This is a genomic window from Pseudomonas trivialis, from assembly GCF_001439805.1.
Classification (GTDB): Bacteria; Pseudomonadota; Gammaproteobacteria; order Pseudomonadales; family Pseudomonadaceae; genus Aquipseudomonas; species Aquipseudomonas trivialis.
The window spans coordinates 392,187-416,695 of sequence record NZ_JYLK01000002.1; the positions used below are offsets into that span (position 1 = coordinate 392,187).

Consider the following 24,509-nt stretch of genomic DNA (forward strand, 5'->3'; position numbering starts at 1 on the left):
GGCACTCAGATGTAAGAAAGGAACAGGCTGTCGAGCAGTCGTGACCACCCCGAGACCATCACGAACAACAACAGTTTGAGTGGCAGGGAAATGGTCATGGGCGAGACCATTTGCATGCCCAGGGCCAGTAGCAGGTTGGAGACGATCAAGTCGATGACAATGAACGGAACGTAGATCAGGAAGCCGATCTCGAACCCTGCCTGCAACTGCGACAACACAAAGGCCGGAACCAACAGGATCAGGTCATCGCGCTGGGTGCCTTGCGCTAGTTCAGGCGGCCACATGCGCGCACTGTTTTCCAGCAGATGAGTCAACACATCCGGATCGGTGTTGCGCGTCATGAACGCCCGCAACGGCTGGATAGCAACAAGGCCCGTCTCTTGAAGTCGCTGCACATTGCTCATGTCCAGGGGCGTGACCTTGACGATCTGGGCGATCTCGTACCCCACGGGCGTCATGATAAACAGGGTCGCTGCCAAGGCGATGCCATTGATAGCCATGCTTGGCGGCACCTGCTGCACGCCGATCGCATTGCGCGTGATCATCAGAACAATAACGATCTTCAAGAAGGCAGTGCAGATAATCAAAAGCATCGGCATTAAGGACAATGCCCCGACAAACAACGCCAGGACAATAGGATCAATTCCCTGCAGCATCATTGGGAGAACACCACGCGTGATAACTGCAAGCCGAGTCGCCCATCCACGTCCACCAGTTGCCCTTGACCAATGGACCGCTCGCCGTAATACAAACCCGCCATGCCGGGTGCATATCCGGTGATCCCCAACACCGCTCCGGGTGCCAGATTGCGCAGCTCACCCAAGGTCAGGTTCAGCGCACCACAGCGCACGGTCAGTGCCAAGCTCAACTCATCAAAGAGCTCACCCCCGAACACATCCGTTACCGGGTGATCCGACTCGGCTCCGGTGTACACTTCCATTATGAAATCTTCGTTCATGGACGTTTCCTCGATCGAAATAAGGTTCAAGCACAACGGCCCGGATTCATCGTCAATACGCCCTTGCAAACGACGCCTGGCGACATGCAAATAACCCTCGCCGCGGGCATCGAAAAATGCCTGCTCGAGCATCAGCACATCGCCGACACGCAGGCAGCCCAATTGCGTACTGGGCAGGTTCAAGCGCCCCAGGAGCACCACCAGGGAAAGCGCAAACGCCGCTGGTAACGGGCCGGCTGTGACGTGCCAGGGTCCGGCCGCGCACAGCGCCAACAGACTTTGCGGGCTCAGCCACAGGTAGCCCACGACTCTCGAGGGGCCCAGCGTCACCGTGAAGCGGCAACCAAAGCTCAATTTCTGAGGAGCCGACAGCAACCGCAGGTACCCGAACAGTGCCTGTAACTGAGGGCTCAAATGATGCTGGAACAGTGCCCAGATCCACGACTGCGGGTCATTGCCGGCCTCTGCCAGGGGCACGGGGCATTCGCCCATAAGGCTCAACAGCGGCCCAGCCTCGGCAAATGCCAGCACACCGCAGGCGCTCTCGAAATACAGCGGGCGAACACCCGCGGGGGCCCGGCCGGGCTCGAGCAACAACGCGCCCTCCTGGTCGACAACCCGAAACGGCATACGCAAACCACGTCCCAGTCGCTGCGCCGCTGCCGCCCTGTCCGCCTTGACCAACGGCAGTGTCAAAGGCGTGATCATGCGCGGCCCACGTGCCCGATGTGGATATCCACAGGCTGGCCCAACGCTTGGGCCAACCTGTCCTGACAACGCGTCCTGACGCCGCCGAGCCAGTGCGCGGTACGCTCTTCTTCGGCATCCAGCTCAACGTTCCAACCGCTCCCCCCCTTCGCCACACGGGCATTGATGCGCCCCAACCGGGGAAGGTAAAGCACCGCCTGCAAGGGCCACTGTGCGCTGACCTGTATGCGAGGCGCCAACTGCTCGATCAAGGCTTCGATCATCGCTTTATCAGCTGATGCTTTAGGGCCCGACAAGCAGGAAACGAAGCCCTTGTCGCCATCATCAGGGGCGAACAGCTGGGCGAACAAACGTCCATGCTCCCAAGGCACCACCCCTGCCATATTGGGCTCACGGTCTTCCCGGGGCTGGCGCACGCGGGGTGCATCAGGTTTGCTCACAGGTTCTTGCTTCATTCTCTTCCTGCACCAGTAACTGGGATAATTCCCAAAGTTTTTCACACTCGCGCAAACAGCGTGTGGCCTGCTTCTGCGCACTGTCGATGTGGATCATTTGCTGCTCGTGCTGCCCGTGCAACGCCTGCAAGTGCGCGCGCTCGCGCTGCGTACCGGCAGACAGCGAACGCTCCTGGGTTCCCCACGATTTAAGTTGCTGAAAGGAGAGCACTTGCCCTTGATGCTTGCTCAGCAGCGCCGCAGCTTCCTCGGCTTCCTGCAGCCGGGTTTGCTCCAGGAGCTGATGGGCCTGCTCAACCTGCAATTGCAGCGCACGCTGATGCCTTTTGGCCTCACTCAACGCGCGCTCCGCCCGGTCCGCCCGATGTTTGCGCAGACGCCGCAGGGTCTCCAATTCAGAAAGGAACATGGCCGGTCAACTCCGTCAGTTGATCCAGGGTTCCATCCATCGGTGACGGCTCACGCAAGTCCTGGCGCAGAAACCGATCCACTGCCTGGCGGGTGTCCACCGCCAAGTCGGTAAGCGCATCACTGCCAGGCTGGTATTCACCCAACTTGAGCATCAGCTCGATCTGCTGATACGCCGACAGCAGCCGCCGCAGCGCCGTACCCGCCTGGATATGCTCAGGCGTGGCGACGTTACTCAAAATCCGAGAAAGGCTGGCCAGTACATCAACCGCCGGGTAGTGACCACGCTCGGCCAGTTTGCGCGACAGAACAATGTGGCCGTCGAGCAGCGAGCGGACTTCGTCGGCGACCGGGTCGCTCATGGAGTCCTGCTCGATCAGTACCGTGTAGATCGCCGTGATTACGCCATCGCGGGTCAAACCGGCGCGTTCCACCAGGCGCGGCAGCAAGCTGTACACCGAAGGCGGCAAACCGCCGCGGCCCAGGGGTTCGCCCGCTGCCAGACCAATTTCTCGCTGGGCCCGCGCAAAACGCGTCAAAGAGTCGATCAGCAGCAGCACCCGCTTACCCTTGCGGCGATAGCCTTCAGCCAACGCAGTCGCCGTAAACGCCGCGCGGGCTCGCTCCATGCTTGAGCGATCGGACGTTGCACACACCAGAACGGCTTTGGCCCGCAATTGATCATCCAGCTCATGGTCAAGGAACTCGCGCAACTCCCGGCCGCGCTCGCCGATCAGGCCGAACACGATCACATCGCACTCGACGTTACGGGCGATTTCCGCCAACAGGGTGGTCTTGCCACAACCGGCACCGGCAAACAGGCCTACGCGCTGGCCTTCACCCAGGGTCAACAGACCATCGATTGAACGCACCCCGGTCGCCAGGGCGCGACTGATCCTCGGCCGCTCGGTCGGTAAGGGCGCCTCGCATAACACCGTGCTCGCCTCCGGGTCGTCGGCGTCGACAAAGGCACTGGGGCCTTCGCCCGCAATCGGCCGCCCGAAACCATCCAGCACCTGGCCCAGCAGTTCATCACTGACCCGCACCCGATGCGGCACGCCCAAGCGCTGCACACTCGCCCCCACGCGCACGCCTTCGAGGTTGCCCAGGGCGCTGAGTACGGCATCCTGCTGATCAAACCCGATGATCTCGGCCAGCATGTATTCGTCGACGTTTTTTTCAACCTGGCACAAGTCACCGATGCGGGCGTTGGGCAACCGGCATTGCAACAGCATGCCGTTGACGCGCTGGATTCGACCACGCATCGTCACCGGCGCAAAGGTGGCCAGCGCCTGGGCCTGGCGCTCTTGCCAGGCGTCGAGACGTGCTTGCACTTGCTCGTTCACCAACGCACCTCGTAGCGCTGCACGCCGTCAAAAACCACCTTGCTGTTATCGATCAGTACCAGGCGCAGCCCATCAACCTCGTCACCCACAAACAGTCGGCTGCCCTCGTCCAGCACGACATGGCCGTTCGGCCCGCCGACGATCTGCACAATCTTGAATGGCAGCGCCCCGTCGCGTACGCGCACACGGCTGATCACCGGCACCGCGCTGTCGAACTGCTCAGCAAAACGGCTGAGCATGCGTGCCACCAAATCCACGTCGTCTTGGGAAACATCGCCGTTGAGGGCGACCTGGCCATTGATCACTTGCAAGCTGACCTGCTTGCTCAATTCACGCTCGCCGAGCATCTTCAATAACTGCTGGCGCACTTCGAACGGCGAGTCCAAGGCTTGCTTGCGCACCACGGGCGGCATCAAGGACGCCTGCGCGTCGCGTTCCCCCGTGGAGAACATGCTCACTACCGCAATGATCACCGCCACCAGCAATACCAGGCTGATCAGGCGCTTTTGCTGCAAGTGCGAGATCGACGATAACTTCAACACCGGCACAGGTTCGTTGACGGGCGGCGGCGTTGGAGCCACGGCCTGGGGCCAAGGCTGATCGGCCAGGGCGACACACAGCCGCACAATCCCGATCAAAAACACCGCATTGAGTGGCAGGTTGGGGATGTGTGCCAACACCTCACCCTCAGCGCTGTGCAGCAGACCCGCCTCGGCCTGCACCGACCAGTTGGCGTCGCCAAGCCGCAGCCGCGCATGCTGCTCGGCAACACCCGGATCGCTCAGGACAAGGTCGGCGTCAGCGTGGCAACCAATGCTCCACTGCTCCCCGAACAACGGCAACGCTGCACCTTCATGCTGCCCATCAAGTACCCGTAGCTCAAACATCAACGGCCCCCCCACGCGTAACGCTTACTCATGCCACTGCACCACGCATCAACTCGTCCTGGCCAAGATCGAAACGCCCCAGCACTTTCACCTTGGACGTGCTGCCCAATTCGGCGAAGGACAGCACCGGCACATGGTTGAATTCTTCCAGCAACAAGGCGCGCAAAGGGCTGCGCAAGTCCTGCGCCACCAACATCACGCTCTTGCTCTTGGCGCGTAAGGTGAAGGCCTGGTTGAGAAGGCTGACCAACGCGGCGCTGCTTTCGTTATCAAGCGCGAAGAACACCCCGGTCTGAGTCTGGCGCAATGCCTCGCGCAGAATGCTCTCGGTATGGGGAGACAACAACCAGGCGTGCAGGCCATCGTCTTCGCTGTACTGCTGGAAGATCTGCGCCTTGAGGGCAATGCGCGCATAGTCGGCGAGTGCATCGGGTTCGCGCTCATGCTGGCCGTGGTCGATCAGCGACTCGACAATCAGCCGCACGGCACGCAGCGGTACACCCTCGCTGGCCAGACGCTGCAGAACCGCTGAAAACCGCGACAGCGGCATGATGCGTTGCAGCTCCTGCACCAGTTCGGACTGGTTGTGCTCAAGCCAGCCGAGGATCGCCTTGCTCTCCTGAATACCCAGGAACTGTGGTCCGCTGAGCATCATTGCCTGCCTCATGCGTTCGAGGATCAGGCTTGTCGCGGTAAAGCGCTCAAGCGCAGGGTCGGCAAGCAGCGGATCATCCGGTGGCAACCAGAGCCAATCCTGTTCATCACGCTCGGCCAGTCCTGGTATCGCGTGCTCCGGCTCGACCGCCAGCGCCTTACGTTCAACGGCAACGAGCGTGACCACCGAGGCCTTGACCATCGGTACCTCATGCACACAAAAACGCATTTCATCGTCGGCCAGCGAGTCGTCGAGTTCGACTTCGAACGGCGGCAAGGTCAGGCCAATATTGGCGACCAGCGAATTTCGTGCCTGGCGGATCCCGTGAATAAGGTCCGTAACCTCAGGCGTCCCCCGTAAGGACGGAGGAAACTGCAACAGATAAGGCCGCGATGGATCGAACCCACGCAAGTCCTCATCACCGTTCTCTTCGGGGCGCACCACATTGCTAACCTCCTCCTTGGGCCCCTCCTCGCGCTGACGCTGACGCATCAAGTAATAACCGAGGGAGCCGGTTGCCGCCGAGATCAGGATAAACACCAGGGTAGGCATGCCGGGCACCCCTGCAAACGCGAGCATGCCGACCGATGCAATCATCCAGCTCTTGGGCTCACTGGTCATTTGCCGGGCAATTTCGGCGCCCATGTTGCTCACACCCTTGCGCCCGTCCGGCGCCACACGGGTGATGATCATGCCTGCCGTCAGGGAGATCAGCAGGGCTGGAATCTGCGCAATCAGGCCGTCGCCGATGGTCAATACCGAATACAGCTGTATTGATTCGGCCGCACTCAAATCGTGTTGAAACATACCCGTGGTGAAGCCGCCCAGCAGGTTGACCACAACGATGATCAAACCGGCGATGGCATCACCCTTGACGAACTTCATGGCCCCGTCCATGGCCCCGAACAACTGGCTTTCGCGGGACAACTGCTCGCGCTTCTCGCGTGCCTGCAAGCCGTCGATCAGCCCGGCACGCAGGTCACTGTCGATGGACATCTGCTTGCCCGGCATCGCGTCCAGGCTGAACCGCGCAGCGACCTCGGCAACCCGTTCCGAGCCCTTGGTAATCACCAGAAAGTTGACCAGGGTGAGGATCAGAAAGATCACCATGCCAACGGCCAGATTTCCCCCTACCACAAAATTGCCGAATGCTTCGACGATGTGGCCGGCGTCCTGCTCCAGCAAAATCAAGCGTGTCGTGGCGATCGACAACGACAGGCGAAACATGGTGGTCAGCAGCAGAATCGACGGGAACGAGGAAAATGCCAACGGCCCAGGCAAGTACAACGCCAGCACGATCAACAGGCACGATATGCAGATGTTGATTGCAATCAGGATGTCTACCAGCCAGGTCGGCAGCGGCACGATAAAAATGAAGACGATGCCCAGGACCACCACCGCGCCCAGCACTTCGGCACGCTTTGCCACTTTGAGCAGACCCTGGTTGATAGTCGACAGTACCGTCACGCCAGTTCCCCCAGGTCACCGCCAAAGCGAGAGGGTTTGCGCTCAGATCGTTCCAGTTCGCCCAATACCGCCAGGAAACAGTCCAGGGCGTTCTGCCGCACTCGACTGTCCGGCCACAACGCCAGGGGCAAATCGCGTATCAGCGGATAAAGTGCGTTGAGGAGCACCACTTGCCGGAGAGTCGGAGGACCTCCCAGGTCATGCCCCAGCCGCAGGATTTCACCTGCATCGATACCGCTGTCGGCGTATCCCAGCAGGCGCTGCAGAAGACTGACGGCGTCGCAATCGAGACACAGTCGCTCGATCAACGCCTGGCAACTGGCTAATACCGTGCCTAATTGTCCACAACTCTGCAGTGCCAGTAACAAGGTGCGCAATCGGGACGTGGTCATTAGCGAAACCAGGTTGCGATGTCGTCAGCCAGAGCCTTGCGCATGCTGCTGAGCTTGGCGGAAAACAAATCGCCACCGTACTCACCCAGCAGGGTCTGTATGATAGTCAACAGAGATTGACGTGTAGCGATGCTGTTGTAGTAGAGAGCACGAAGCGGCTGGTACTCTTGTGGATCGCCACCTGCTTCCAGCAACTTCGTGGCGAATGCAAGGCCAGTGTGGATTTCCGCTTTGTAAGCAACCGATAACCCGGCAATGGCATCCCTTACCTGGGCGGCTTCGGCAGGATGCCCTTCACTGCTCAACCGGAACTCCAGTCCCCTGAGCAGCAAGTACGCGCAGGCGGGGATATCCTTGGCAAGCATCACCCATTCTTCATTCGTGGGGCGATGCTGCAGGGCCTTTTTAAACGTCAGCAGACTGGTGTAAAAAGTGTCCTGCGCCCCATAACTGAACACATTGTAAAGCGGCGCATGCATCTCGATGGGCGGAACGGGAATCGTCGCCCCCCACAGCGCTCGATTGCCAGCAAGCAACTCATGGTCGAACATCCGAGATCCCTCACCGATCCTCGCCGGCGCGGAGGAGGAAACAGCGAACGTGGCAGGTTGATCCAGATGCCGTGCAGATGACACTTCTTTAGGAAATTCGACTTTCATGGGCAGGCCAATACAGGAAGAGTGTGCTTCGTGTGTGGCTACGCCCGTCGATGCGGTTCCATCAAAACGCGTCTATCGAAACTTTTGACAAGACTGGCACGCGCCATCGCTACTTTTTGCAAGTTGCTGCGTAAAAACGCGACATTTCAATATATTTACCTATAAAAATCATAAAGTTGCATGTTTTTTCCGTTTGGCACAGCCAGTGCTAAAGGGGTTTCCATCGAAATTTTTTCGATAGCGTTTACCCTGAGGAAAAAATCGTGAATATCCCTATTGAAGCTTTAGCGCAGCTCGTTGGTAACTCGCCTCAATTCATGCTGCAACTGACGGATGACCAGCAGAAAAAACTCCGACGTTTTATTCACAAACGCGTACTCAACCCAGAAGATGCCGACGATATTCTGCAACTCACCTATCTGGAGGCTTGGCGCAACAGGGAGCGGTTCAGTGGCCAGGCGAGCCTAAGCACCTGGATGTGCGGCATTGCACAGAACCTGATCCGCAACCATTTCCGACGCCTCTATGCCAAACCGGTGCATTGCGAATTCGATGAGTCGCTGTGGCATGGACAGGAGGAAAACAAGAACCTGGACTGGGAGTTCGAAATCAACCGCAGACTGGAGAAAACCCTGAGCGCCATCGACCACCTGCCCATAGAAATGCGCAAGACGCTATACGCCTCACTGGAAACCGACGGCAGCTATCAGGACACTGCCGACGTGTTGGACATCCCTATCGGCACGGTTCGTTCACGCCTGTCGCGCGCGCGCGAGCACCTTAAACGCGTCACGCATAACCCGCTGCAACCGTAAGCGCCTGGGAGCAAGCGTTGGGCGGCAGGGATATCTGCCCAACCGGATGTTCAAAAAATCTCAGGACGGATTTCCTTCATAACGCCTCTCCAACCATTCCCTCCCTCGCCCCGTCTTCGAAGACGCCTGACTCGGACCACTCGGCCGGTCACCGCGCGTCAGCCACCCTGCTTGATCATCGCGCGCGCCCCATGGCCCCTCTTCAGCACCGGCGGCTCCGGTTAAACAATTGAAAGCGTAGAAAAAACTTCAACAAAAGTGCTTGACGCATTCTCGTTCTACGCGAATAATGCGCGCCACTTGGCTACGTAGCTCAGTTGGTTAGAGCATAGCATTCATAATGCTGGGGTCCGGGGTTCAAGTCCCTGCGTAGCCACCAAGTACTAAAAACGGCTTACCGAAAGGTAGGCCGTTTTTTTATGCCTTGAGAAAAGTGTCTGAAGCGCAATCAATTGCTCACCTCAAAAACCTCCCAACTGTATTTTGACGCCCTCCAACCCCACTGTTAGTGTCCAGCCTCCCCCACATGGAGTGCCCCACGGTGAAACTGGACATCTACCAAGTCGACGCCTTCAGCCAACATCCGTTCGGCGGCAACCCCGCAGCCGTCTGCCCACTCACGGATTGGCTGCCCGACGAGCAACTGCAGAACATCGCCGCCGAGAACAACCTCTCGGAAACCGCGTACTTCGTGCCCCGCGGCGAGCACTATGAGTTGCGCTGGTTTACCCCGACAGTTGAAGTGGACCTGTGCGGCCATGCCACGCTGGCGGCGGCCTGGGTGTTGTTCCATGCGCTGGCGGGTGCGCCGCCGGAGCTGCGCTTTGCCACCCGCAGCGGCGAGCTGCGGGTGACGCGCCATGGCGACGAACTGGCAATGGACTTCCCGGCCCGGCAACCCGAGCGCTGCGAGCCGCCCGCCGGGCTGCTGAGTGCGCTGGGGATTGAACACGCCGAGGTGTTCGGCACCGATGACTACATCGTGCTGGTGGACAACGAGGCCCAGGTCGCCGCCCTTGCGCCGGATTTTGCACGCCTTAAAGGCTTGCCCAAGCGCGGCATTGCCGTGACGGCCAAAAGCACTGAATTTGATTTCATCTCGCGCTGGTTCGGGCCGAATGTGGGGGTTAATGAAGACCCGGTCACGGGTTCGGCGCACACGTCACTGGCGCCATTCTGGGCCGCACGTCTGGGCAAATCGCAACTGACTGCCGAGCAGGGCGGCACGCGCAAGGGCCAGTTGCGCTGCGAGCTTGAAGGTGAGCGCGTGATTATTTCCGGCAAGGCGGTGCTGTACATGCAAGGCACGATTTACCTGTAAAACGCACGACCCAAAGGACGGTCGAGCATTCTCAAAGTAAACGGAGTTCAACACGTGTTTTCAATTTCCCGCCGCCCTTTGTCGATCATCGCCGCAGCGCTCGCCCTGTCGGCCTGCCATACCACCCTCAACGAACCGCCCCCCGCGCCGGAGTTGGGGTCGGGTTATCGCACCGACCTCACCTTGCGCCATGCAGAACGCCACATGGCGGCGGCCGCGAACCCGCTGGCCGCCGAAGCCGGACGGGAGATGCTGCGCCAGGGCGGCTCGGCGATTGACGCGGCGATTGCCATGCAAGCCGTGCTGACCCTGGTGGAACCGCAGTCGTCCGGCATCGGCGGCGGCGCATTCATCATGCTGTGGGACGGCGAAAACGTGCACGCCTATGACGGTCGCGAAACCGCGCCGGCCGCGGTGAACGAGCGCCTGTTCCTGAACGCCGACGGTACTCCGATGGCCTTCACTGATGCCCAGATCGGCGGGCGCTCCGTGGGTACACCCGGTGTGTTGCGCGCGCTGGAGATGGCGCATAAAAAGACCGGCCACCTGCAATGGGCCAAGTTGTTCGAGCCGGCGATTCGCTTGTCGGAACAGGGTTTTGCGATCTCCCCACGCTTGCACAGCCTGATCGCGGCCGACCGTTTTATTGCGCAGTCACCGGACATGGCCGCCTATTTCCTGAAGGCGGATGGCACGCCGAAAGACACTGGCACGGTGCTGAAAAACCCGGCGCTGGCCGCTGTGTTCAAACGCATCGCCAAGGAAGGCCCGGACGCACTGTACCGTGGTCCGATTGCCGAAGACATTGCGCGCAAGGTGCAGAGCCACCCTAATGCGGGCGGCTTGTCCCAGGCCGATCTGAGGACTTACGTCGCCAGGGAGCGGGCGCCGCTGTGTACCGACTACAAGCGCTGGAAAATCTGTGGCATGCCGCCGCCGTCGTCCGGCGCAATTGCGGTGGCGCAGATCCTCGGCACCTTGCAGGTGCTGGAAACCCGCGATCCGCGCCAGGCCCTCGCGCCGATGACACCGGTCAAACTTGCCTCCCCGGCCGGGTTCGAACCCACGCCGCAGGCCGTGCACCTGCTTGCCGAGGCCGGCCGCCTGGCATTTGCCGACCGCGCGCAGTATGTGGCCGATACGGACTTTGTGCCGGTGCCGGTTGCCGGTCTCGTTGCGCCGGATTATCTGGCGCGGCGTGCCCACCTGATCGGTGAGCGCAGCATGGGGATCGCCAAACCGGGACAGCCGGCGGGCATCCAGGTGGCCTACGCACCAGACCGGTCGCCGCTGCGCATTTCCACCTCACAGGTGGTGGCCGTGGATGACCTGGGCGGCGCCGTATCGATGACCACCACGGTGGAAGCGGCCTTTGGCTCCCATGTGATGGTCCAGGGCTTCTTGCTGAATAACCAGATGACCGACTTTTCGTTTATCCCCGAAGAACACGGTCAGCCGGTTGCCAACCGCGTGCAGCCGGGCAAACGCCCGCGCTCAGCCATGGCGCCCACGCTTGTTTTCGACCGCCAGAGCGGTGAACTGCTGGCCACGCTGGGCTCGCCCGGCGGCTCGCAGATCATCGAATATGTGAGCAAGACGCTGGTGGCAATGCTCGACTGGAACCTTGACCCGCAGGCCGCTATCAACCTGCCCAACTTCGGCAGCCGCAATGGCGCGACCGAACTGGAGGCTGGATTGTTCAGCCCCGGCACGAAAAAGGCATTGAAGGAAAAAGGCCATACGCTGAGCGAGATCGACATGACCAGCGGCGTGCAGGCGATTGTTCGCACGCGCGACGCCCAGGGCAAGGTATCGCTGAGCGGCGGCGCAGACCCTCGCCGCGAGGGTGAAGCCTTGGGTGACTGACCTGCTGCCATAAACTGTTCAAAACCTGCTCCCCCCTGGGGCGAGCAGGCTTGTCCTGCGTTGGGCTGCGCGGCAGCCCCAAACCCAGGCTCCGAGCAGTATCAGGTACACCGCGTTTTCCTTGATTGGGGGCGCTTCACTCCCCAACGCGGGGCAAGCCCGCTCGCCACGCAGCTGTCAGCGACTGATCTTCAAGCCCTTGCGCCGCGCATGCCGCTCCAGCGCCAGGTCGATCAGCCGGCTCACCAGTTCGCTATAGCTCATCCCCGCAGCCTGCCACAGCTTGGGGTACATGCTGATGCGGGTGAAGCCGGGCAGTGAGTTGATTTCGTTGATCATTACTTCGCCGTCGTCCGTGAGAAACACGTCAACCCGCGCCAGCCCGGCGCAACCCAACACCTCGAACGCCTCCACCGCCAGGCTGCGGATGCGCTCGCAGGCTTGCGTGCTGATATCCGCTGGCACCACCACCTGGGCGGCCTGGTCGTCGATGTATTTACTGTCGTAGGAGTAGAAGCCGCTGCTCACCACGATCTCGCCGCAACCGCTGGCAATCGGGTGCTCGTTGCCCAGCACCGCGCATTCGATTTCACGGCCACTGACGGCGGATTCCACCAGCACTTTTTCATCAAACCCGAGCGCCAACGCTACAGCGGCGTGGTACTCGGCTTCGTCGGCGACTTTGCTGACGCCCACCGACGAACCCTGATTGGCCGGTTTGACAAACATCGGCAGGCCGAGCGTGTTCACCGCCGTTTCAAAGGACGTGCGCGCGGCGGTGCGTCGAGTCAGGGTGATGAACGGGGTGACGGCGATGCCTGCGTCGCGCAGCAGACGCTTGCTGATGTCCTTGTCCATGCACACTGCCGAACCGAGCACGTCGGCGCCGACGAAGGGCAGGTCCGCCATGCGCAGCAAACCTTGCAGGCAGCCATCTTCGCCAAGGGTGCCGTGGACGATGGGAAAGATCACGTCAATATGTGCCAGCAGCCCCTGGCCGGAGGTTTCCACCACTTGCTGGCTGGCCTTGCCCGGCACGACCGCCAGCTCACGATTGGATTGGTTGAGGGCGATAAGGGCGGGGTTTTCCTGATTGATCAGAAAGTCCGAGGTGTCGTTCAGGTGCCAGTGCCCGGCCTTGTCGATACCAATGAGGATCGGCTCGAAGCGCGACCTGTCCAAAGCATCGACGATATTGCGCGCCGATTGCAGCGACACTTCATGCTCAGCCGATCGGCCACCAAAAATAATACCTACCCGCAACTTGCTCATGACCCGGCCTCAGTGTTGAACGTAGGACTTCTTACCATGGGCCGTCAGCGATTCGCTACCAGATGGATACCGAATAACAGATAGCAACTGCCGGCAAAACGATCCAGCCACTTGCGCGAACGACTGTAGAGATCAGCCATGCGCTCGCTGGAAAACACCAGCGCGACGCAGGTATACCAGCTGAACGATAAAGTGGCCATGATCATCACGGCCAGGATCAGCAACATCGCAGAGGGAGACGGCGGCAGGGTGGAGGCGAAGATGGTGGTCACAAAGAGTGCCGCCTTGGGGTTAGACAGGTTACCCAGCAGCCCCAGGCGCCAAGCGGAAAACAATGAGCGCATGGGCTCATATGACCGTGCCTGTGGCCACGCCTGCAGAAACCACTACGCCATGGCGACGCGAGCAGCTGGCGGCCAACTGTGCCGCGTTGAAGAAGTTGGGACCGGGTGTGATCACCGCGACGGCCCATAGCAGTGCCAGCGAAACCAGCGGGGTTACGTAGGCAAAATCGAACGACTCCATCAGGGCAGCTCCATCAGCGCGTGCACGAGTCAGGATCATAGGCGTGGCAATCACCACGCACAATCGTTCAAGACCCGCGCAGACAAGTGCCGGCAGACTGCGGTAACGTCATTCCACTCCCTCTTGTGGCAATCATCATGGGTCAATCAACCGCCCCCCTCGACTGGCTTCATCGGGCGCCGCACGCCAGCGGCCTGGACCGTATCGAGGCGTACTTTGCCGGCTTTGCGTTCGATCCCCATCGCCATGACACCTACGCCATCGGGCGTACGCTGTTTGGCGTGCAGAGTTATCACTACCGCGGCTGCATGACCCACAGCCTGCCCGGTGCGACGATGGTCATTCATCCCGACGAAACCCATGACGGCCGCGCCAGCAGCGTGGAAGGCTTCAAGTACCGCATGATTTACGTGGAGCCGGCGCTGATCCAGCAGATTCTCGGTGGCCGGCCACTGCCGTTTATCCACAGCGGCCTGTCGACTGACCCGCGTCTGTTTCGTGCCAGCGAAGTGTTGCTGCAAAGCCTGGACTGCCCGATTGATCCGATGCAGGAGCAGGATGCCCTGTTCGACCTGGCGCACGCATTGAGCGCGGCCTCGGGCGCGATCATCAGCCGCAAATCCTTCGACTATGTCGCCGCCGAACGGGCCCGGGAATTTATCCACGGCGCCCTGGGACGCAGCATCACCCTGGATGAAATGGCCGACCATGCCGGCCGCGACCGCTGGGCCCTGTCGCGGGATTTTCGTCTGCTGTTCGGTACCAGCCCCTATCGCTACCTGACCATGCGTCGACTGGACCTGGTGCGCAACCTGCTTGCCCAGGGCCAGTCGCTGGTGGATGCGGCGCTGACTGCAGGCTTCACCGACCAGAGCCACATGACCCGCCAGTTTCGCAGCACCTACGGCATGCCGCCGTCGCGCTGGGTGAGGATGCAGGGGCGCTGAGGCTCAAACGGCATCACTTCATGCGGCATACGCCCATCACTTGATACTCCAGGGTATTGAGCTTGCCGGCCGAATCCCAATAGGTCATGCGCGACGGCACCGCATTGCAGGAGCGGATCGGCGGCGAGATGTTGACCACCTTGGCAATATCCAGATTCATGCCGTAGCGGTACACCTGCACCTGCGGGGCCGGCAAGCCTCTATTTTCAGCGTAAGCCGCCATGGCTTTTTCGTTACCCTCCAGGAGCGCGGCATAAGTACGCTCCCCCTGCGCCACTGCGCCGAATGACAGCATCGCAGCGAGTAAACCCAGGCCAACTGTCTGTAAGTTCATTACACATTCCTCGACTGAAAAGTTCAGCGTCGAGACTATCCAACCCACCCTGACGACAGGTTCACCGAAAGATTACTTATTTGACAGATAACAGTAACTTTCCAGGATCGTAATGTTCGCGCCACTCAGTCGTTATTCTCCGTTTGCAACTATCGCTCCGGGCACATCAACGCCCACCTTCATAAATAAGAAGCTGGTCATTGCCAGACCCAGGAGCGAAACATGAATATCCGCAGCATGATTCTGCCTTTCTCGTTATGCGCCGCGTTGCCGCTGGCAGCGGTGGCGGCGCAGGAGCATCCCGAGGGCTTTATCGAAGGCAGCAGCGTCAAGCTGTTAATGCGTAATTTTTACTTCAATCGAGATGAGCGCAATGGTCGATCCAGCCCTACCGGCAATGGTTATTCCGAAGCCTGGGCCCAGGGCCTGATCGGCAAATTCGAGTCCGGCTTCACCCAAGGCACCGTAGGCTTCGGCCTGGACGCGTTTGCCATGCATGGCCTAAGGCTCGACTCGGGCAGGGGACGCAGTGGCGGCAAGGGCTCATTCAGCGTGATGCCGGTAGACAGCAATGACCGCCCGGAGAGCACCTACAACAAGGTGGGTGGTGCGCTGAAACTGCGCTTTCTGGACACCGTGATCAAGGCGGGAGACGTGTTCCCCGCCACGCCCGTCGTGGCGGCCGGCGACTCGCGCCTGTTGCCGCAAAGCTTTCGTGGCATCACCGTACAAAACATCAGTATTGAAGGCCTGAGCCTGCAGGGCGGGCAATTGAGCGGCATGAGCCAGCCTTCCCAAAGCGGCCGGAACAAACAGTTCGCCACGTTTTATGCGGGGCAGGTCGATTCACCCTGGGTCGGCTATTTCGGCGGCGATTACCAGTTCAACCCACACCTGAGCGCCAGCCTCTATGGCAGTCGCCTGAAAGATGCCTGGGACCAGTACTATTTCGGCACTACCGCCAGCTACCCACTGAATGAGGACGTCTCGCTGTTCGGCAATTTCAACTATTACAACGTGAAAGACGAAGGTCGGAAACTGCGAGGGGAATTGAACAACAACATCTGGAGCGCGCGGCTGGGGGTGAACGTCGGCGCCCACCGCGTGGCCGTCTCGCACCAGCGCAACAACGGTAACAACGACTTCGACTACCTGCGTCAGTCGGATTCCAACGTCCTCGAAAACTCCATGCAGTACAGCGACTTCAACTCGCCCAAGGAGCGCTCATGGATGGTGCGCTATGACCTGGACATGCAGCCATTGGGCATCCCCGGCCTGTCGTTCATGACCCGCTACGGCCGGGGTTCGGGCGCCGACTACAGCAACGCCAATTCGGTGTATGTGCGCAATGATGCGGCAGGCAACCCGCTGACCGGGCAAAGCCGTTGGGAGCGGGATGTGGAGGCCAGGTACGTGGTGCAAGCCGGAAACTTGAAGGATTTATCCCTCAGGCTGCGTCAGGCCACCATCCGCTCAAGTGCATTCGACGCAGACCTGGAGGAAATTCGTCTTATCGTCGAATACCCGTTAGCCATCCTCTGAACGAGCGCCTTACCGTCATTGACTGCTGACAGGTTCAAGTCTTTCAGAACTGTAATATCGAACACACTTTCTCGTTAAGTTGCAATTTTTAAACTCGCTGACTCGACCCCCTTCATCTCTGCAGCTTTTGTATAGCTCCTTTGGAACAGAGATGAATATTTACGCCCCGGCCGGGGCGTTTTTTTTGCGTTGAACTTCAGCGGCCAAATGTCACATCGACCTTACATCACTTGACCCTAAAGCCTCTTCACGTTTGAGACTTCCCCTACAGCTAACTCAGAGCCCTCTGTGAGGCCATATCATTTCCCTATTCTTGAAGGAAAATCCCCATGCGCATCCTGGTTGTTGAGGACGAGCAGAAAACCGCCGACTACCTGCAGCAAGGCCTGACCGAAAGCGGTTACGTCGTCGACTGCGCCGCCAGCGGCATCGATGGTTTGCACCTGGCGCGGCAACACAGCTACGAACTGGTGATCCTCGATGTCAATTTGCCCAACACCGATGGCTGGGGCGTGCTTGAGCAATTACGTCGCGACGGCAACCAACGCGTGATGATGCTGACGGCCCGCGGGCGCCTGGCCGACAAGATCAAAGGCCTGGACATGGGCGCCGACGACTACCTGGTCAAGCCCTTTGAATTTCCCGAATTACTGGCCCGCGTGCGCACCTTGTTGCGCCGCAGTGAACATATTCCGCTGCCGGAGGTACTGCGCGTCTCGGACCTGGAGCTGGACCCGCGCCGGCATCGGGCCTACCGCGGCAACCGGCGCATCGACCTGACCACCAAGGAGTTCGCCCTGCTGCATGTGCTGATGCGCCAGAGCGGCGAGGTGATGACACGCACGCAGATCATTTCACTGGTGTGGGACATGAACTTCGATTGCGACACCAACGTGGTGGAAGTCTCCATCAGCCGCCTGCGCGCCAAGGTCGATGACCAGAGCGAGGTCAAGCTGATTCATACCATTCGCGGCGTGGGTTATGTGCTGGAGGCGCGCCAATGAAGACCAGCAGCCTGTCGACTCGCCTGGGGCTGATGGTCAGCCTGATGGGCGCAGGCCTGGTGCTGTTGCTGGCGACACTGGCGTTTCTGGTGCTCAACCACGAGTTGGACAAAATGGCGCGCAAAAGCCTGGAAAACAAGATGGAGTTGATTCAGCACAGCCTGACCATGAACCTCAATACGCACGAGATTGCGACCCACAACCATCCGCTGCCGGACCTGGTAATGGGCCACGATAATTTCTACCTGACCATCGTCGGGCCCTCGCCAACCGCCGAAGTGTTGCTCAGTGTCGGCACCAAGGTTCAGGAACCGCTGATGACTGACTTTACGGCCAGTGAAACCCTCGGCTACCTGACGTGGGCTGACGGGCGCGGTAACCAGCAGCTTGGCGCCTCGCGCCTGATGCGCCTGCGCAGTGGTGAAAACGTGCGGGTGCTGCTGACGCGGGACCGTACCGATGATCAGGCGTTGCTCAGTGCCTACCTGCGCTCCACCCTGTTCGTCCTCCCCGTGCTGTTGGTGCTGATCGGCCTGGGCGCCTGGTGGCTGGTGCAACGCGGGTTGGCCCCCTTGAAACAGTTCAGCCATGTCGCCGCCAAAGTCACCACTCAGGACCTCACGCATCGCCTGGCCGTGGACAACCTGCCAAAGGAGTTGGCAGAACTGGCGCAGGCGTTCAACGTGATGCTCGACCGGCTGGACGCGGGGGTGCAGCAGCTGTCGCAGTTTTCCGACGACCTCGCCCACGAGTTGCGCGCGCCCCTCACCAACCTGATGGGCAGGGCCCAGGTGACACTCGCGCGCGCACGACCGCCAGAGGCCTACAAAGCGGTGCTCGAGTCCAATACCGAAGAACTGGAGCGCCTGGCGCGCATCGTCTGTGACATGCTGTTTCTGGCTCAGGTAGGCCACCCGTCAGCCCGCGCGTCTTTCACCACGGTATCGCTGGCACAGGAAGCTGAACGGGTGATGGACCTGTTCGCCCTGAGCGCCGAAGAAAAACACCTGAGCCTCACTCTGAGCGGAAATGCCCAGGTACAGGGTGACCGCCTGATGATTCAACGTGCACTCTCGAACCTGCTGTCCAACGCCATCCGCCATAGCCCGGAAGGCGGGCACATTCCTCTGCGCGTCGAAGCCTGTGCCAATACCGTATCCGTGTCGGTAAGCAACGCCGGGCCAGGGATAGACGCCCATCACCTGCCGCACGTGTTCGAGCGTTTCTACCGGGCCGACAGCAGCCGGGCGCGGGCCGAGGGCGGCACTGGCCTGGGCCTGGCCATCGTGCAATCGATCATGACCCTGCACCAGGGGCTGGCCGACGTACACAGCCAGCCAGGTGGTTTTACGCTGTTTCGACTGGTGTTTCCTCGTCCTTGCGATGCGCCCATTGATATAACGCCGGCAACACCAGCAAAGTCAGCAATGTCGAAGAAATGATCCCGCCGATGACCACCGTGGCCAACGGCCGCTGCACCTCGGCACCGGTGCCGGTGGCCAGGGCCATGGGAATGAACCCAAGAGACGCCACCAGCGCAGTCATCAACACCGGCCGCAGTCGAGTCAGGGCGCCTTCGTTGATCGCCAGCGACAGCGAATGCCCTTCCTCGCGCAGGTTGCGGATGAAGGCGATCATCACCAGCCCGTTGAGCACCGCCACCCCGGACAACGCGATAAAGCCCACACCGGCCGAGATCGACAACGGGATATCGCGCAGCCACAAGGCCATGATTCCGCCGGTCAGCGCGAACGGAATACCGGTGAACACCAGCAAGCCGTCCTTGATATTGTTGAACATCATAAACAACAGACCGAACACCAGCAGCAAGGCCACCGGCACCACGATGCGCAGGCGCTCGGACGCTTCCCTCAGCTGTTCGAACTGGCCACCCCAGGTGGTCCAGTAGCCCGCCGGCACTTTTACCCCGCCACTGATCGCGGCCTCGGCTTCTTCCACGAACGAGCCGATATCGCGCCCGCGCACATTGGCGCTGACGATCACCAGGCGCTTGCCATTCTCGCGACTGACCTGATTGGGGCCGAGAACCAGGTCGAGGCTGGCAACCTGCGACAACGCGATGAACCCCAACTGTCCCGACGGACTGCCCGCCAACGCGGGTACCGGAATCAACAGACGTGACAGCCCGTCGATATCGGTGCGCAGCGCGTCGGACAAGCGCACGACCATGTCAAATCGGCGGTCACCTTCGTACAGCGTACCGGCCTTGCGCCCACCAACGGCAACCGCAATGGTGTCCTGCACATCGCCGGCATTGATACCAAAACGCGCCGCCTTTTCGCGGTCGATGTTGATCGTCAGCACGGGCAGGCCGGACGTCTGCTCCACCTTGACCTCCGAGGCGCCGTCAATCCTGCGCAAGGTCTCGGCGATCTCGCTGGCGGTGCTGTTGAGCACCGCCATGTCATCGCCAAATACCTTCACCGCCACATCGCTGCGCACCCCTGAGATCAGCTCGTTGAAGCGCAGTTGGATGGGTTGCGACAATTCATACGCGCTGCCCGGCACTATCGCACTGGCGCGCTGGATATCGGCAATCAGATCTTCGCGGGATTTGTTCGGGTCGGGCCACTGCTCCTTCGGTTTGAGCATCAGATAGCTGTCGGAAATGTTTGGCGGCATCGGGTCAGACGCAATCTCGGCCGTGCCCGTACGCGCGAACACCCGCTCGATTTCCGGCACCTGGGCCAGCAAGGTCTTTTCCAATTGCTGCTGCATCTGCACCGATTGCGTGAGGCTGGTGCCGGGCACGCGCAACGCTTGCTGGGCGAAATCGCCTTCGCTGAGGCTGGGAATGAACTCGCTGCCCATGCGGCTGGCCACCAGACCGGTGCCGACAATGGTCAGCGCCGCCAGTGCGAAGACCAACGGCCGACGCGTCATCACCCCATCCAGCACCGGCGCGTACACCCGACGCGCGCTGCGCATCACCAGGTTTTCCTCTTCCTTGACCTTGCCGGTGACAAACAGCGCAATCGCTGCCGGCACGAAGGTCACCGACAGGATCATCGCCCCCAACAGGGCGATGACCACAGTGAACGCCATCGGGTGAAACATCTTTCCGGCCACGCCGGTAAGGGCAAAGATCGGCAGGTACACCACCATGATGATCAGTTGCCCGTAGATCAGCGCCCGCCGCGCTTCCTTCGCGGCGGCAAATACCTCGTGCAGGCGCTCGCTGCGGGTCAGCAGGCGGCCATGTCGATGTTGCGCATGGGCCAGCCGGCGGATCGAGTTCTCGACGATCACCACCGCGCCGTCGACGATAATGCCGAAATCCAGCGCGCCAAGGCTCATGAGGTTGGCGCTCACTTTGTGGGTGAACATGCCGGTGAAGGTGAACAGCATCGCCAGCGGAATAACCATCGCGGTGATCAGCGCCGCACGGATATTGCCCAGGAACAGGAACAGCACCGCCACCACCAGCAACGCCCCTTCGAAGAGGTTGCGCTTGACCGTGGCGATGGCTTTTTCGACCAGGTTGGTGCGGTCGTAGACGGTAACCGCCACCACCCCGGCAGGCAGCGAACGGTTGATCTCCTCGAGTTTCTTCGCCACTGCCTCAGACACGCTGCGGCTGTTCTCGCCGATCAGCATGAACACCGTGCCCAGCACCGCTTCGCGGCCGTTCTCGGTGGCTGCGCCGGTGCGCAGCTCGCGGCCGATCTCGACCTGCGCCACATTGCGCACCCGAATCGGCGTGCCGTCCGCAGAGGTGATGACGATATTGGCAATATCGTCGATGGACGCCACCTGCCCCGGCGCGCGGATCAACAACTGCTCGCCACTGCGCTCGATATAGCCGGCGCCGACGTTGGCGTTATTGCGCTCCAGCGCCGTGACCAGGTCATTCAACGTCAGGTTGTAGGCCGCCAGGCGCTTGGGGTCCGGGGCGATCTGGTATTCCTTGGCGAACCCGCCAATCGTATTGATCTCCGCCACGCCCGGCACGTTGCGCAGTTGGGGCTTGATGATCCAGTCCTGAATCACACGCAGGTCCGTCGGCGTGTAAGGCGTGTCGTCCTCCTTGCGGGCGCCCTCCTCGGCCTCCACGGTCCACAGGAAAATCTCCCCGAGCCCGGTGGAAATCGGTCCCATGGCGCTCTCGATGCCCTCGGGCAATTGCTCGCGGGCCACTTGCAGACGCTCGTTGACCAGTTGCCGGGCAAAGAACAGATCAGTGCCGTCCTTGAAGATCACCGTTACCTGCGACAACCCCGAACGCGACAGCGAACGCGTCTGCTGCAGGCCCGGCAAACCGGCCATGGCGGTTTCGATGGGAAAGGTGATGCGCTGCTCGGTTTCCAGCGGCGAAAACCCCGCCGCCGCCGAGTTGATCTGCACCTGCACATTGGTGATATCAGGCACGGCGTCGATGGGTAATTTCTGATAGCTGGCAATGCCGACACTGGCCATCAACAGCACCGCCAGCAGCACAATGATGCGCTGCTCGATGGCGAATTGAATAAGTCGCTCAAACATGAAAAATCACTCGCGGAATCAATGGCCGTGCTCGGCCGAACTTTTGCCCAGTTCGGACTTGAGGATAAAGCTGCCGACCGTGGCCACCTGCGCCCCTGCGTCGAGTCCCTAGCGCACTTCGACGTAGCCGTTTTCACGCATGCCCAGCTCGACATGACGGGTGATGAAGCCGCTCGGGGTACGCTCGAATACCGAGGGCTTTTCCTCCACCGTCTGGATTGCCTCCTGCGGCACGGTGACCCTGGCCTGCGCGGTGTCGGTGGCCAACTGCACGCTCACAAACAACCCCGGACGCCAGGCATCGTCGGGGTTGGGCACGCTGACGCGCACGGTGGCGGTTCGCGTCTGTTCGCCCAGCAGGTTACCCACGTAGGCCACGGTGCCTTGCACCTGAGTGCCCATTTCCGTGGAGCTGACAGTCACCGGCTTGCCGACGCGGATCTTGTTCAAGTCCTTGGGAAATACCCCGAACGTGACCCACACCTGGGACAGGTCCGACAGGGTGAAAGCGTTGCTGGTCTCGCTGACCACCTCGCCGACACCCAGGTGTTTTTCCACCACTACGCCGGCGAACGGTGCACGCAGTTCATAGCGATTGCCGCCGGACGAGCGTGCGCTACCGCTGAGGGCGGTCATCTTCTGGCGAGCGTTGTTGCGCGCGATTTCGGCCTCTTGCAACGTCTGCCGTGCCAGCAAATAGTCCTGCTCGGCAGAGATTTTGTCCTGCCACAGCTGACGTTCGCGCTGGAAGGTTATGCGCGCAAGTTCGACCCGCTGCTCGCTGGCGGCCAGCTCACTGCGCTGATCGGAAATCTGCTGGCTGGCGATCACCGCCAGCAGTTGGCCCTGCTTTACGGACTGGCCGAGGTTGACGCTCACCGACTCCACCACCCCTGCCGCGCGCGGAATGATGTGCGAGGTACGGTCTTCGTCAAAGCGCACTTCGCCCGGTAGCGTCAGCAGCGTGCTGATCGGTCGGGGCTGGGCCTTGGCAAGCTGAATACCGGCGGCCTGGACCTGCTGTTCGGTGAGCTCAAGCTGGCCCTCTTCTTCATCGCCATCGGCAAAGCCGGTCATCGGCCAGGCCAGCATCAGGGCGATGGCAAGCGCCACACCGTATGGTTTGTTCATGGGTTGCTCCTGAAAAAATCAAAACTGGACGAGATCGCCGTATATCCGCTCAAGGCGCACCCAGGCGTCGGTCGCCTGGGCGGTGGCCGTGAGGTATTGGGTGCGGGCTGCAATCAGGGTGCGCTGGGCGTCGAGCACGTCGAGGAAGTTGAACTTGCCCATCTCGAAGCCACGGGTCGCGCTGTCCACGGCGCTTTGCGCGGCGGGGAGGATTTGTTGGTTGAAGGTCTGCACCTCGGTATTGGCGGTACGCCACAAGGCCAGGGCCTGAAGGGTCTCGGCGCGCAGGCGCAGTTCGACGGCGTTGCGCAGGTCGCGCGCCTGGTCGGCGCGACGGTTGGCGGCGAGCACGTTGCCCTGGTTGCGGTTGAACAAGGGGAGCGGCATCGAGACGCCAACAAGGTTTGTGCGCTCGCGGGTGCTGGCGTCGTACTGGCTGCCGATGGACACATCGAGGTCGGGAATACGCTGGGCTTTCTCCAGATTCACGCTGGCTTCGCCCTGGCGGATACGCAGTTCGGCCAGTCGCAGCTCAGTGGTTTGCTCAACCCGCGCCAGCAGTTGCGCACCGGGCGGCGGGGACGGCGCGGATTGTTTTTGCGCGGCGACAGCGTCGAAGTCCGGGGCCGCGCTGCCGGTGCTGGCGGCGAGTCGGCGATAGGCATCGGCGACGCCGGCCTGCGCACGGTTCAGCTCCAGGCGAATTTCCGACAACTGCACCCGCGCCCGGGTGGCTTGCACGGGGGACGATTTGCCGGCGCTTACCCGAGCATCGGCAATGACCAGCCCACGCTCGGCAAGCGCCAGTGAGCGTTGCGCCAGAGCCAGACGCTCCTGAGCACGCAGGGAGCCGTAGTAGCTGTCGATCACATCGGCGCGCAGGCTATTGCGCTGCTGCTCCAACGTCAGCGCCGCGGCGACCTGGGCCTGGGTCGCCAGGTCAATCCGCGCACGGCGCTTGCCTCCCAACTCAAGGGTCTGGCTGAGTTTGACGGTGGTGGTGCGGGAGTTGCGACGAGTGTCCTCGGCATCCCAAGAGGCGACCGGGTTGGGGATCAACCCGGCCTGCTGAAGGCCGCCCTGGGCGATCTCGATTTCCCATTGCTCAGCCGCCAGGTCCGGGTTGTTGGCGAAGGCGGTCCGCAGGGCGGCATCGAGGGTGAGGGTTTGTGCCTGGGCAACGCTTGCGGCCATCCACAACGCCGTCGCCCCCAACAGTGTTCCAACGGTAATGTGCATAACGAAAGTTCCACGCCCATGAAGTCGCTGAGGGTTCCCAGCGAGGGCAATGTAGCGATCGCGACTTATCAGGGT

The 24,509-nt window shown here is 60.9% G+C and carries 20 protein-coding genes, 1 tRNA gene and 2 pseudogenes; 8 read left to right on the forward strand and 15 right to left on the reverse strand.

Translation table 11 applies throughout. The features are described from left to right. Positions 1-5 precede the first annotated feature (5 nt). Genes sctR through TU79_RS26245 form a run of 9 tightly spaced genes read right to left on the reverse strand, consistent with a single transcriptional unit; the run spans position 6 to position 7,935 of the window. Positions 6-659, reverse strand: a complete 654-nt coding sequence (gene sctR / locus TU79_RS05235; RefSeq protein WP_057007020.1) for a type III secretion system export apparatus subunit SctR — start codon at positions 657-659, stop codon at positions 6-8. Next, complete coding sequence (locus TU79_RS05240; RefSeq protein WP_057007021.1) at positions 656-1,666, reverse strand: FliM/FliN family flagellar motor switch protein; 1,011 nt, start codon at positions 1,664-1,666, stop codon at positions 656-658. The genes sctR and TU79_RS05240 overlap by 4 nt, the downstream gene beginning before the upstream one ends. Next, positions 1,663-2,121, reverse strand: coding sequence for a type III secretion system HrpP C-terminal domain-containing protein (locus TU79_RS05245; RefSeq protein ID WP_057007022.1), 459 nt, complete (start codon positions 2,119-2,121; stop codon positions 1,663-1,665). Before TU79_RS05245 ends, TU79_RS05240 begins: the two co-directional genes overlap by 4 nt. Further along, positions 2,093-2,530: a hypothetical protein gene (locus tag TU79_RS05250; RefSeq protein WP_057007023.1), complete on the reverse strand. Its 438-nt coding sequence runs from the start codon at positions 2,528-2,530 to the stop codon at positions 2,093-2,095. Before TU79_RS05250 ends, TU79_RS05245 begins: the two co-directional genes overlap by 29 nt. Further along, complete coding sequence (locus TU79_RS05255) at positions 2,517-3,875, reverse strand: FliI/YscN family ATPase (protein WP_057007024.1); 1,359 nt, start codon at positions 3,873-3,875, stop codon at positions 2,517-2,519. The genes TU79_RS05250 and TU79_RS05255 overlap by 14 nt, the downstream gene beginning before the upstream one ends. Next, positions 3,872-4,762 (reverse strand): FHA domain-containing protein, encoded by an 891-nt coding sequence (locus TU79_RS05260; protein ID WP_057007025.1) that lies wholly within the window; start codon positions 4,760-4,762, stop codon positions 3,872-3,874. The genes TU79_RS05255 and TU79_RS05260 overlap by 4 nt, the downstream gene beginning before the upstream one ends. Positions 4,763-4,790: 28 nt before the next feature. Next, positions 4,791-6,884: a type III secretion system export apparatus subunit SctV gene (gene sctV / locus TU79_RS05265; RefSeq protein WP_057007026.1), complete on the reverse strand. Its 2,094-nt coding sequence runs from the start codon at positions 6,882-6,884 to the stop codon at positions 4,791-4,793. Then, the gene (locus TU79_RS26240) at positions 6,881-7,276 is read right to left on the reverse strand and encodes a TyeA family type III secretion system gatekeeper subunit (RefSeq protein WP_169793780.1); all 396 of its coding nucleotides are present in this window, start codon (positions 7,274-7,276) and stop codon (positions 6,881-6,883) included. The genes sctV and TU79_RS26240 overlap by 4 nt, the downstream gene beginning before the upstream one ends. After that, the gene (locus TU79_RS26245) at positions 7,276-7,935 is read right to left on the reverse strand and encodes an HrpJ domain-containing protein (RefSeq protein WP_169793781.1); all 660 of its coding nucleotides are present in this window, start codon (positions 7,933-7,935) and stop codon (positions 7,276-7,278) included. The genes TU79_RS26240 and TU79_RS26245 overlap by 1 nt, the downstream gene beginning before the upstream one ends. A gap of 263 nt (positions 7,936-8,198) precedes the next feature. On the opposite strand from TU79_RS26245, the gene TU79_RS05275 reads away from it, so the two are divergent. From TU79_RS05275 to ggt, 4 genes are all read left to right on the forward strand, one after another. Further along, positions 8,199-8,750 carry an RNA polymerase sigma factor gene (locus TU79_RS05275; protein WP_057007027.1) on the forward strand — a complete coding sequence of 184 codons (552 nt, stop codon included), beginning with the start codon at positions 8,199-8,201 and terminating at the stop codon, positions 8,748-8,750. A 302-nt stretch (positions 8,751-9,052) separates the two neighbouring features. After that, a tRNA-Met gene (locus TU79_RS05280) sits at positions 9,053-9,129 on the forward strand. Positions 9,130-9,291: 162 nt separating this feature from the next. Beyond that, positions 9,292-10,071 carry a PhzF family phenazine biosynthesis protein gene (locus TU79_RS05285; protein ID WP_057007028.1) on the forward strand — a complete coding sequence of 260 codons (780 nt, stop codon included), beginning with the start codon at positions 9,292-9,294 and terminating at the stop codon, positions 10,069-10,071. A 54-nt stretch (positions 10,072-10,125) separates the two neighbouring features. Further along, entirely contained in the window at positions 10,126-11,937 is a 1,812-nt protein-coding gene (gene ggt / locus TU79_RS05290; RefSeq protein WP_057007029.1) for a gamma-glutamyltransferase, read from the forward strand. Between the two features lie 177 nt (positions 11,938-12,114). Here ggt and ddlA read toward each other — a convergent pair whose 3' ends face one another. Both ddlA and TU79_RS05300 read right to left on the reverse strand, forming a co-directional pair. Then, positions 12,115-13,209 (reverse strand): D-alanine--D-alanine ligase, encoded by a 1,095-nt coding sequence (ddlA, locus tag TU79_RS05295; protein WP_057007030.1) that lies wholly within the window; start codon positions 13,207-13,209, stop codon positions 12,115-12,117. 44 nt (positions 13,210-13,253) lie between these two features. Further along, positions 13,254-13,734 (reverse strand): annotated as a pseudogene (locus tag TU79_RS05300) (LysE family transporter). Positions 13,735-13,871: 137 nt separating this feature from the next. Between TU79_RS05300 and TU79_RS05305 the strand changes: the two are divergent. Beyond that, positions 13,872-14,681: an AraC family transcriptional regulator gene (locus tag TU79_RS05305; RefSeq protein ID WP_057007031.1), complete on the forward strand. Its 810-nt coding sequence runs from the start codon at positions 13,872-13,874 to the stop codon at positions 14,679-14,681. 13 nt (positions 14,682-14,694) lie between these two features. Here the strand turns inward: TU79_RS05305 and TU79_RS05310 are convergent, their stop codons facing one another. Then, a complete protein-coding gene (locus TU79_RS05310; RefSeq protein ID WP_057007032.1) occupies positions 14,695-15,015 on the reverse strand; it encodes a DUF2790 domain-containing protein in 321 nt (106 codons plus the stop codon). A gap of 222 nt (positions 15,016-15,237) precedes the next feature. On the opposite strand from TU79_RS05310, the gene TU79_RS05315 reads away from it, so the two are divergent. The 3 genes from TU79_RS05315 to TU79_RS05325 all read left to right on the forward strand — a co-directional run bounded on the left by TU79_RS05315 (position 15,238) and on the right by TU79_RS05325 (position 19,003). Beyond that, a complete protein-coding gene (locus TU79_RS05315) occupies positions 15,238-16,557 on the forward strand; it encodes an OprD family porin (protein WP_057007033.1) in 1,320 nt (439 codons plus the stop codon). 329 nt (positions 16,558-16,886) lie between these two features. Next, complete coding sequence (locus TU79_RS05320) at positions 16,887-17,561, forward strand: heavy metal response regulator transcription factor (RefSeq protein ID WP_003232889.1); 675 nt, start codon at positions 16,887-16,889, stop codon at positions 17,559-17,561. Beyond that, a complete protein-coding gene (locus tag TU79_RS05325; RefSeq protein WP_057007034.1) occupies positions 17,558-19,003 on the forward strand; it encodes a heavy metal sensor histidine kinase in 1,446 nt (481 codons plus the stop codon). The genes TU79_RS05320 and TU79_RS05325 overlap by 4 nt, the downstream gene beginning before the upstream one ends. On the opposite strand, the gene TU79_RS05330 is transcribed toward TU79_RS05325, so the two are convergent. The 3 genes and pseudogenes from TU79_RS05330 to TU79_RS05340 form a co-directional block, all read right to left on the reverse strand. Beyond that, a complete protein-coding gene (locus tag TU79_RS05330) occupies positions 18,909-22,064 on the reverse strand; it encodes a CusA/CzcA family heavy metal efflux RND transporter (protein ID WP_057007035.1) in 3,156 nt (1,051 codons plus the stop codon). The two genes, TU79_RS05325 and TU79_RS05330, sit on opposite strands and share 95 nt — an antisense overlap. An 18-nt stretch (positions 22,065-22,082) precedes the next feature. Further along, positions 22,083-23,195: pseudogene (locus TU79_RS05335) on the reverse strand (efflux RND transporter periplasmic adaptor subunit). Between the two features lie 18 nt (positions 23,196-23,213). Then, positions 23,214-24,434: a TolC family protein gene (locus TU79_RS05340; RefSeq protein WP_057007036.1), complete on the reverse strand. Its 1,221-nt coding sequence runs from the start codon at positions 24,432-24,434 to the stop codon at positions 23,214-23,216. Positions 24,435-24,509: the final 75 nt, after the last annotated feature.

What these genes read in the sequence shown, in the direction of transcription:
- sctR (WP_057007020.1), bottom strand. Translation starts at nt 659, where the DNA reads ATGATGCTGCAGGGAATTGATCCTATTGTCCTGGCGTTGTTTGTCGGG.
- TU79_RS05240 (WP_057007021.1), bottom strand. Translation starts at nt 1,666, where the DNA reads ATGATCACGCCTTTGACACTGCCGTTGGTCAAGGCGGACAGGGCGGCA.
- TU79_RS05245 (WP_057007022.1), bottom strand. Translation starts at nt 2,121, where the DNA reads ATGAAGCAAGAACCTGTGAGCAAACCTGATGCACCCCGCGTGCGCCAG.
- TU79_RS05250 (WP_057007023.1), bottom strand. Translation starts at nt 2,530, where the DNA reads ATGTTCCTTTCTGAATTGGAGACCCTGCGGCGTCTGCGCAAACATCGG.
- TU79_RS05260 (WP_057007025.1), bottom strand. Translation starts at nt 4,762, where the DNA reads ATGTTTGAGCTACGGGTACTTGATGGGCAGCATGAAGGTGCAGCGTTG.
- TU79_RS26240 (WP_169793780.1), bottom strand. Translation starts at nt 7,276, where the DNA reads ATGACCACGTCCCGATTGCGCACCTTGTTACTGGCACTGCAGAGTTGT.
- TU79_RS26245 (WP_169793781.1), bottom strand. Translation starts at nt 7,935, where the DNA reads ATGAAAGTCGAATTTCCTAAAGAAGTGTCATCTGCACGGCATCTGGAT.
- ddlA (WP_057007030.1), bottom strand. Translation starts at nt 13,209, where the DNA reads ATGAGCAAGTTGCGGGTAGGTATTATTTTTGGTGGCCGATCGGCTGAG.
- TU79_RS05305 (WP_057007031.1), top strand. Translation starts at nt 13,872, where the DNA reads ATGGGTCAATCAACCGCCCCCCTCGACTGGCTTCATCGGGCGCCGCAC.
- TU79_RS05310 (WP_057007032.1), bottom strand. Translation starts at nt 15,015, where the DNA reads ATGAACTTACAGACAGTTGGCCTGGGTTTACTCGCTGCGATGCTGTCA.
- TU79_RS05315 (WP_057007033.1), top strand. Translation starts at nt 15,238, where the DNA reads ATGAATATCCGCAGCATGATTCTGCCTTTCTCGTTATGCGCCGCGTTG.
- TU79_RS05320 (WP_003232889.1), top strand. Translation starts at nt 16,887, where the DNA reads ATGCGCATCCTGGTTGTTGAGGACGAGCAGAAAACCGCCGACTACCTG.
- TU79_RS05325 (WP_057007034.1), top strand. Translation starts at nt 17,558, where the DNA reads ATGAAGACCAGCAGCCTGTCGACTCGCCTGGGGCTGATGGTCAGCCTG.
- TU79_RS05330 (WP_057007035.1), bottom strand. Translation starts at nt 22,064, where the DNA reads ATGTTTGAGCGACTTATTCAATTCGCCATCGAGCAGCGCATCATTGTG.
- TU79_RS05340 (WP_057007036.1), bottom strand. Translation starts at nt 24,434, where the DNA reads ATGCACATTACCGTTGGAACACTGTTGGGGGCGACGGCGTTGTGGATG.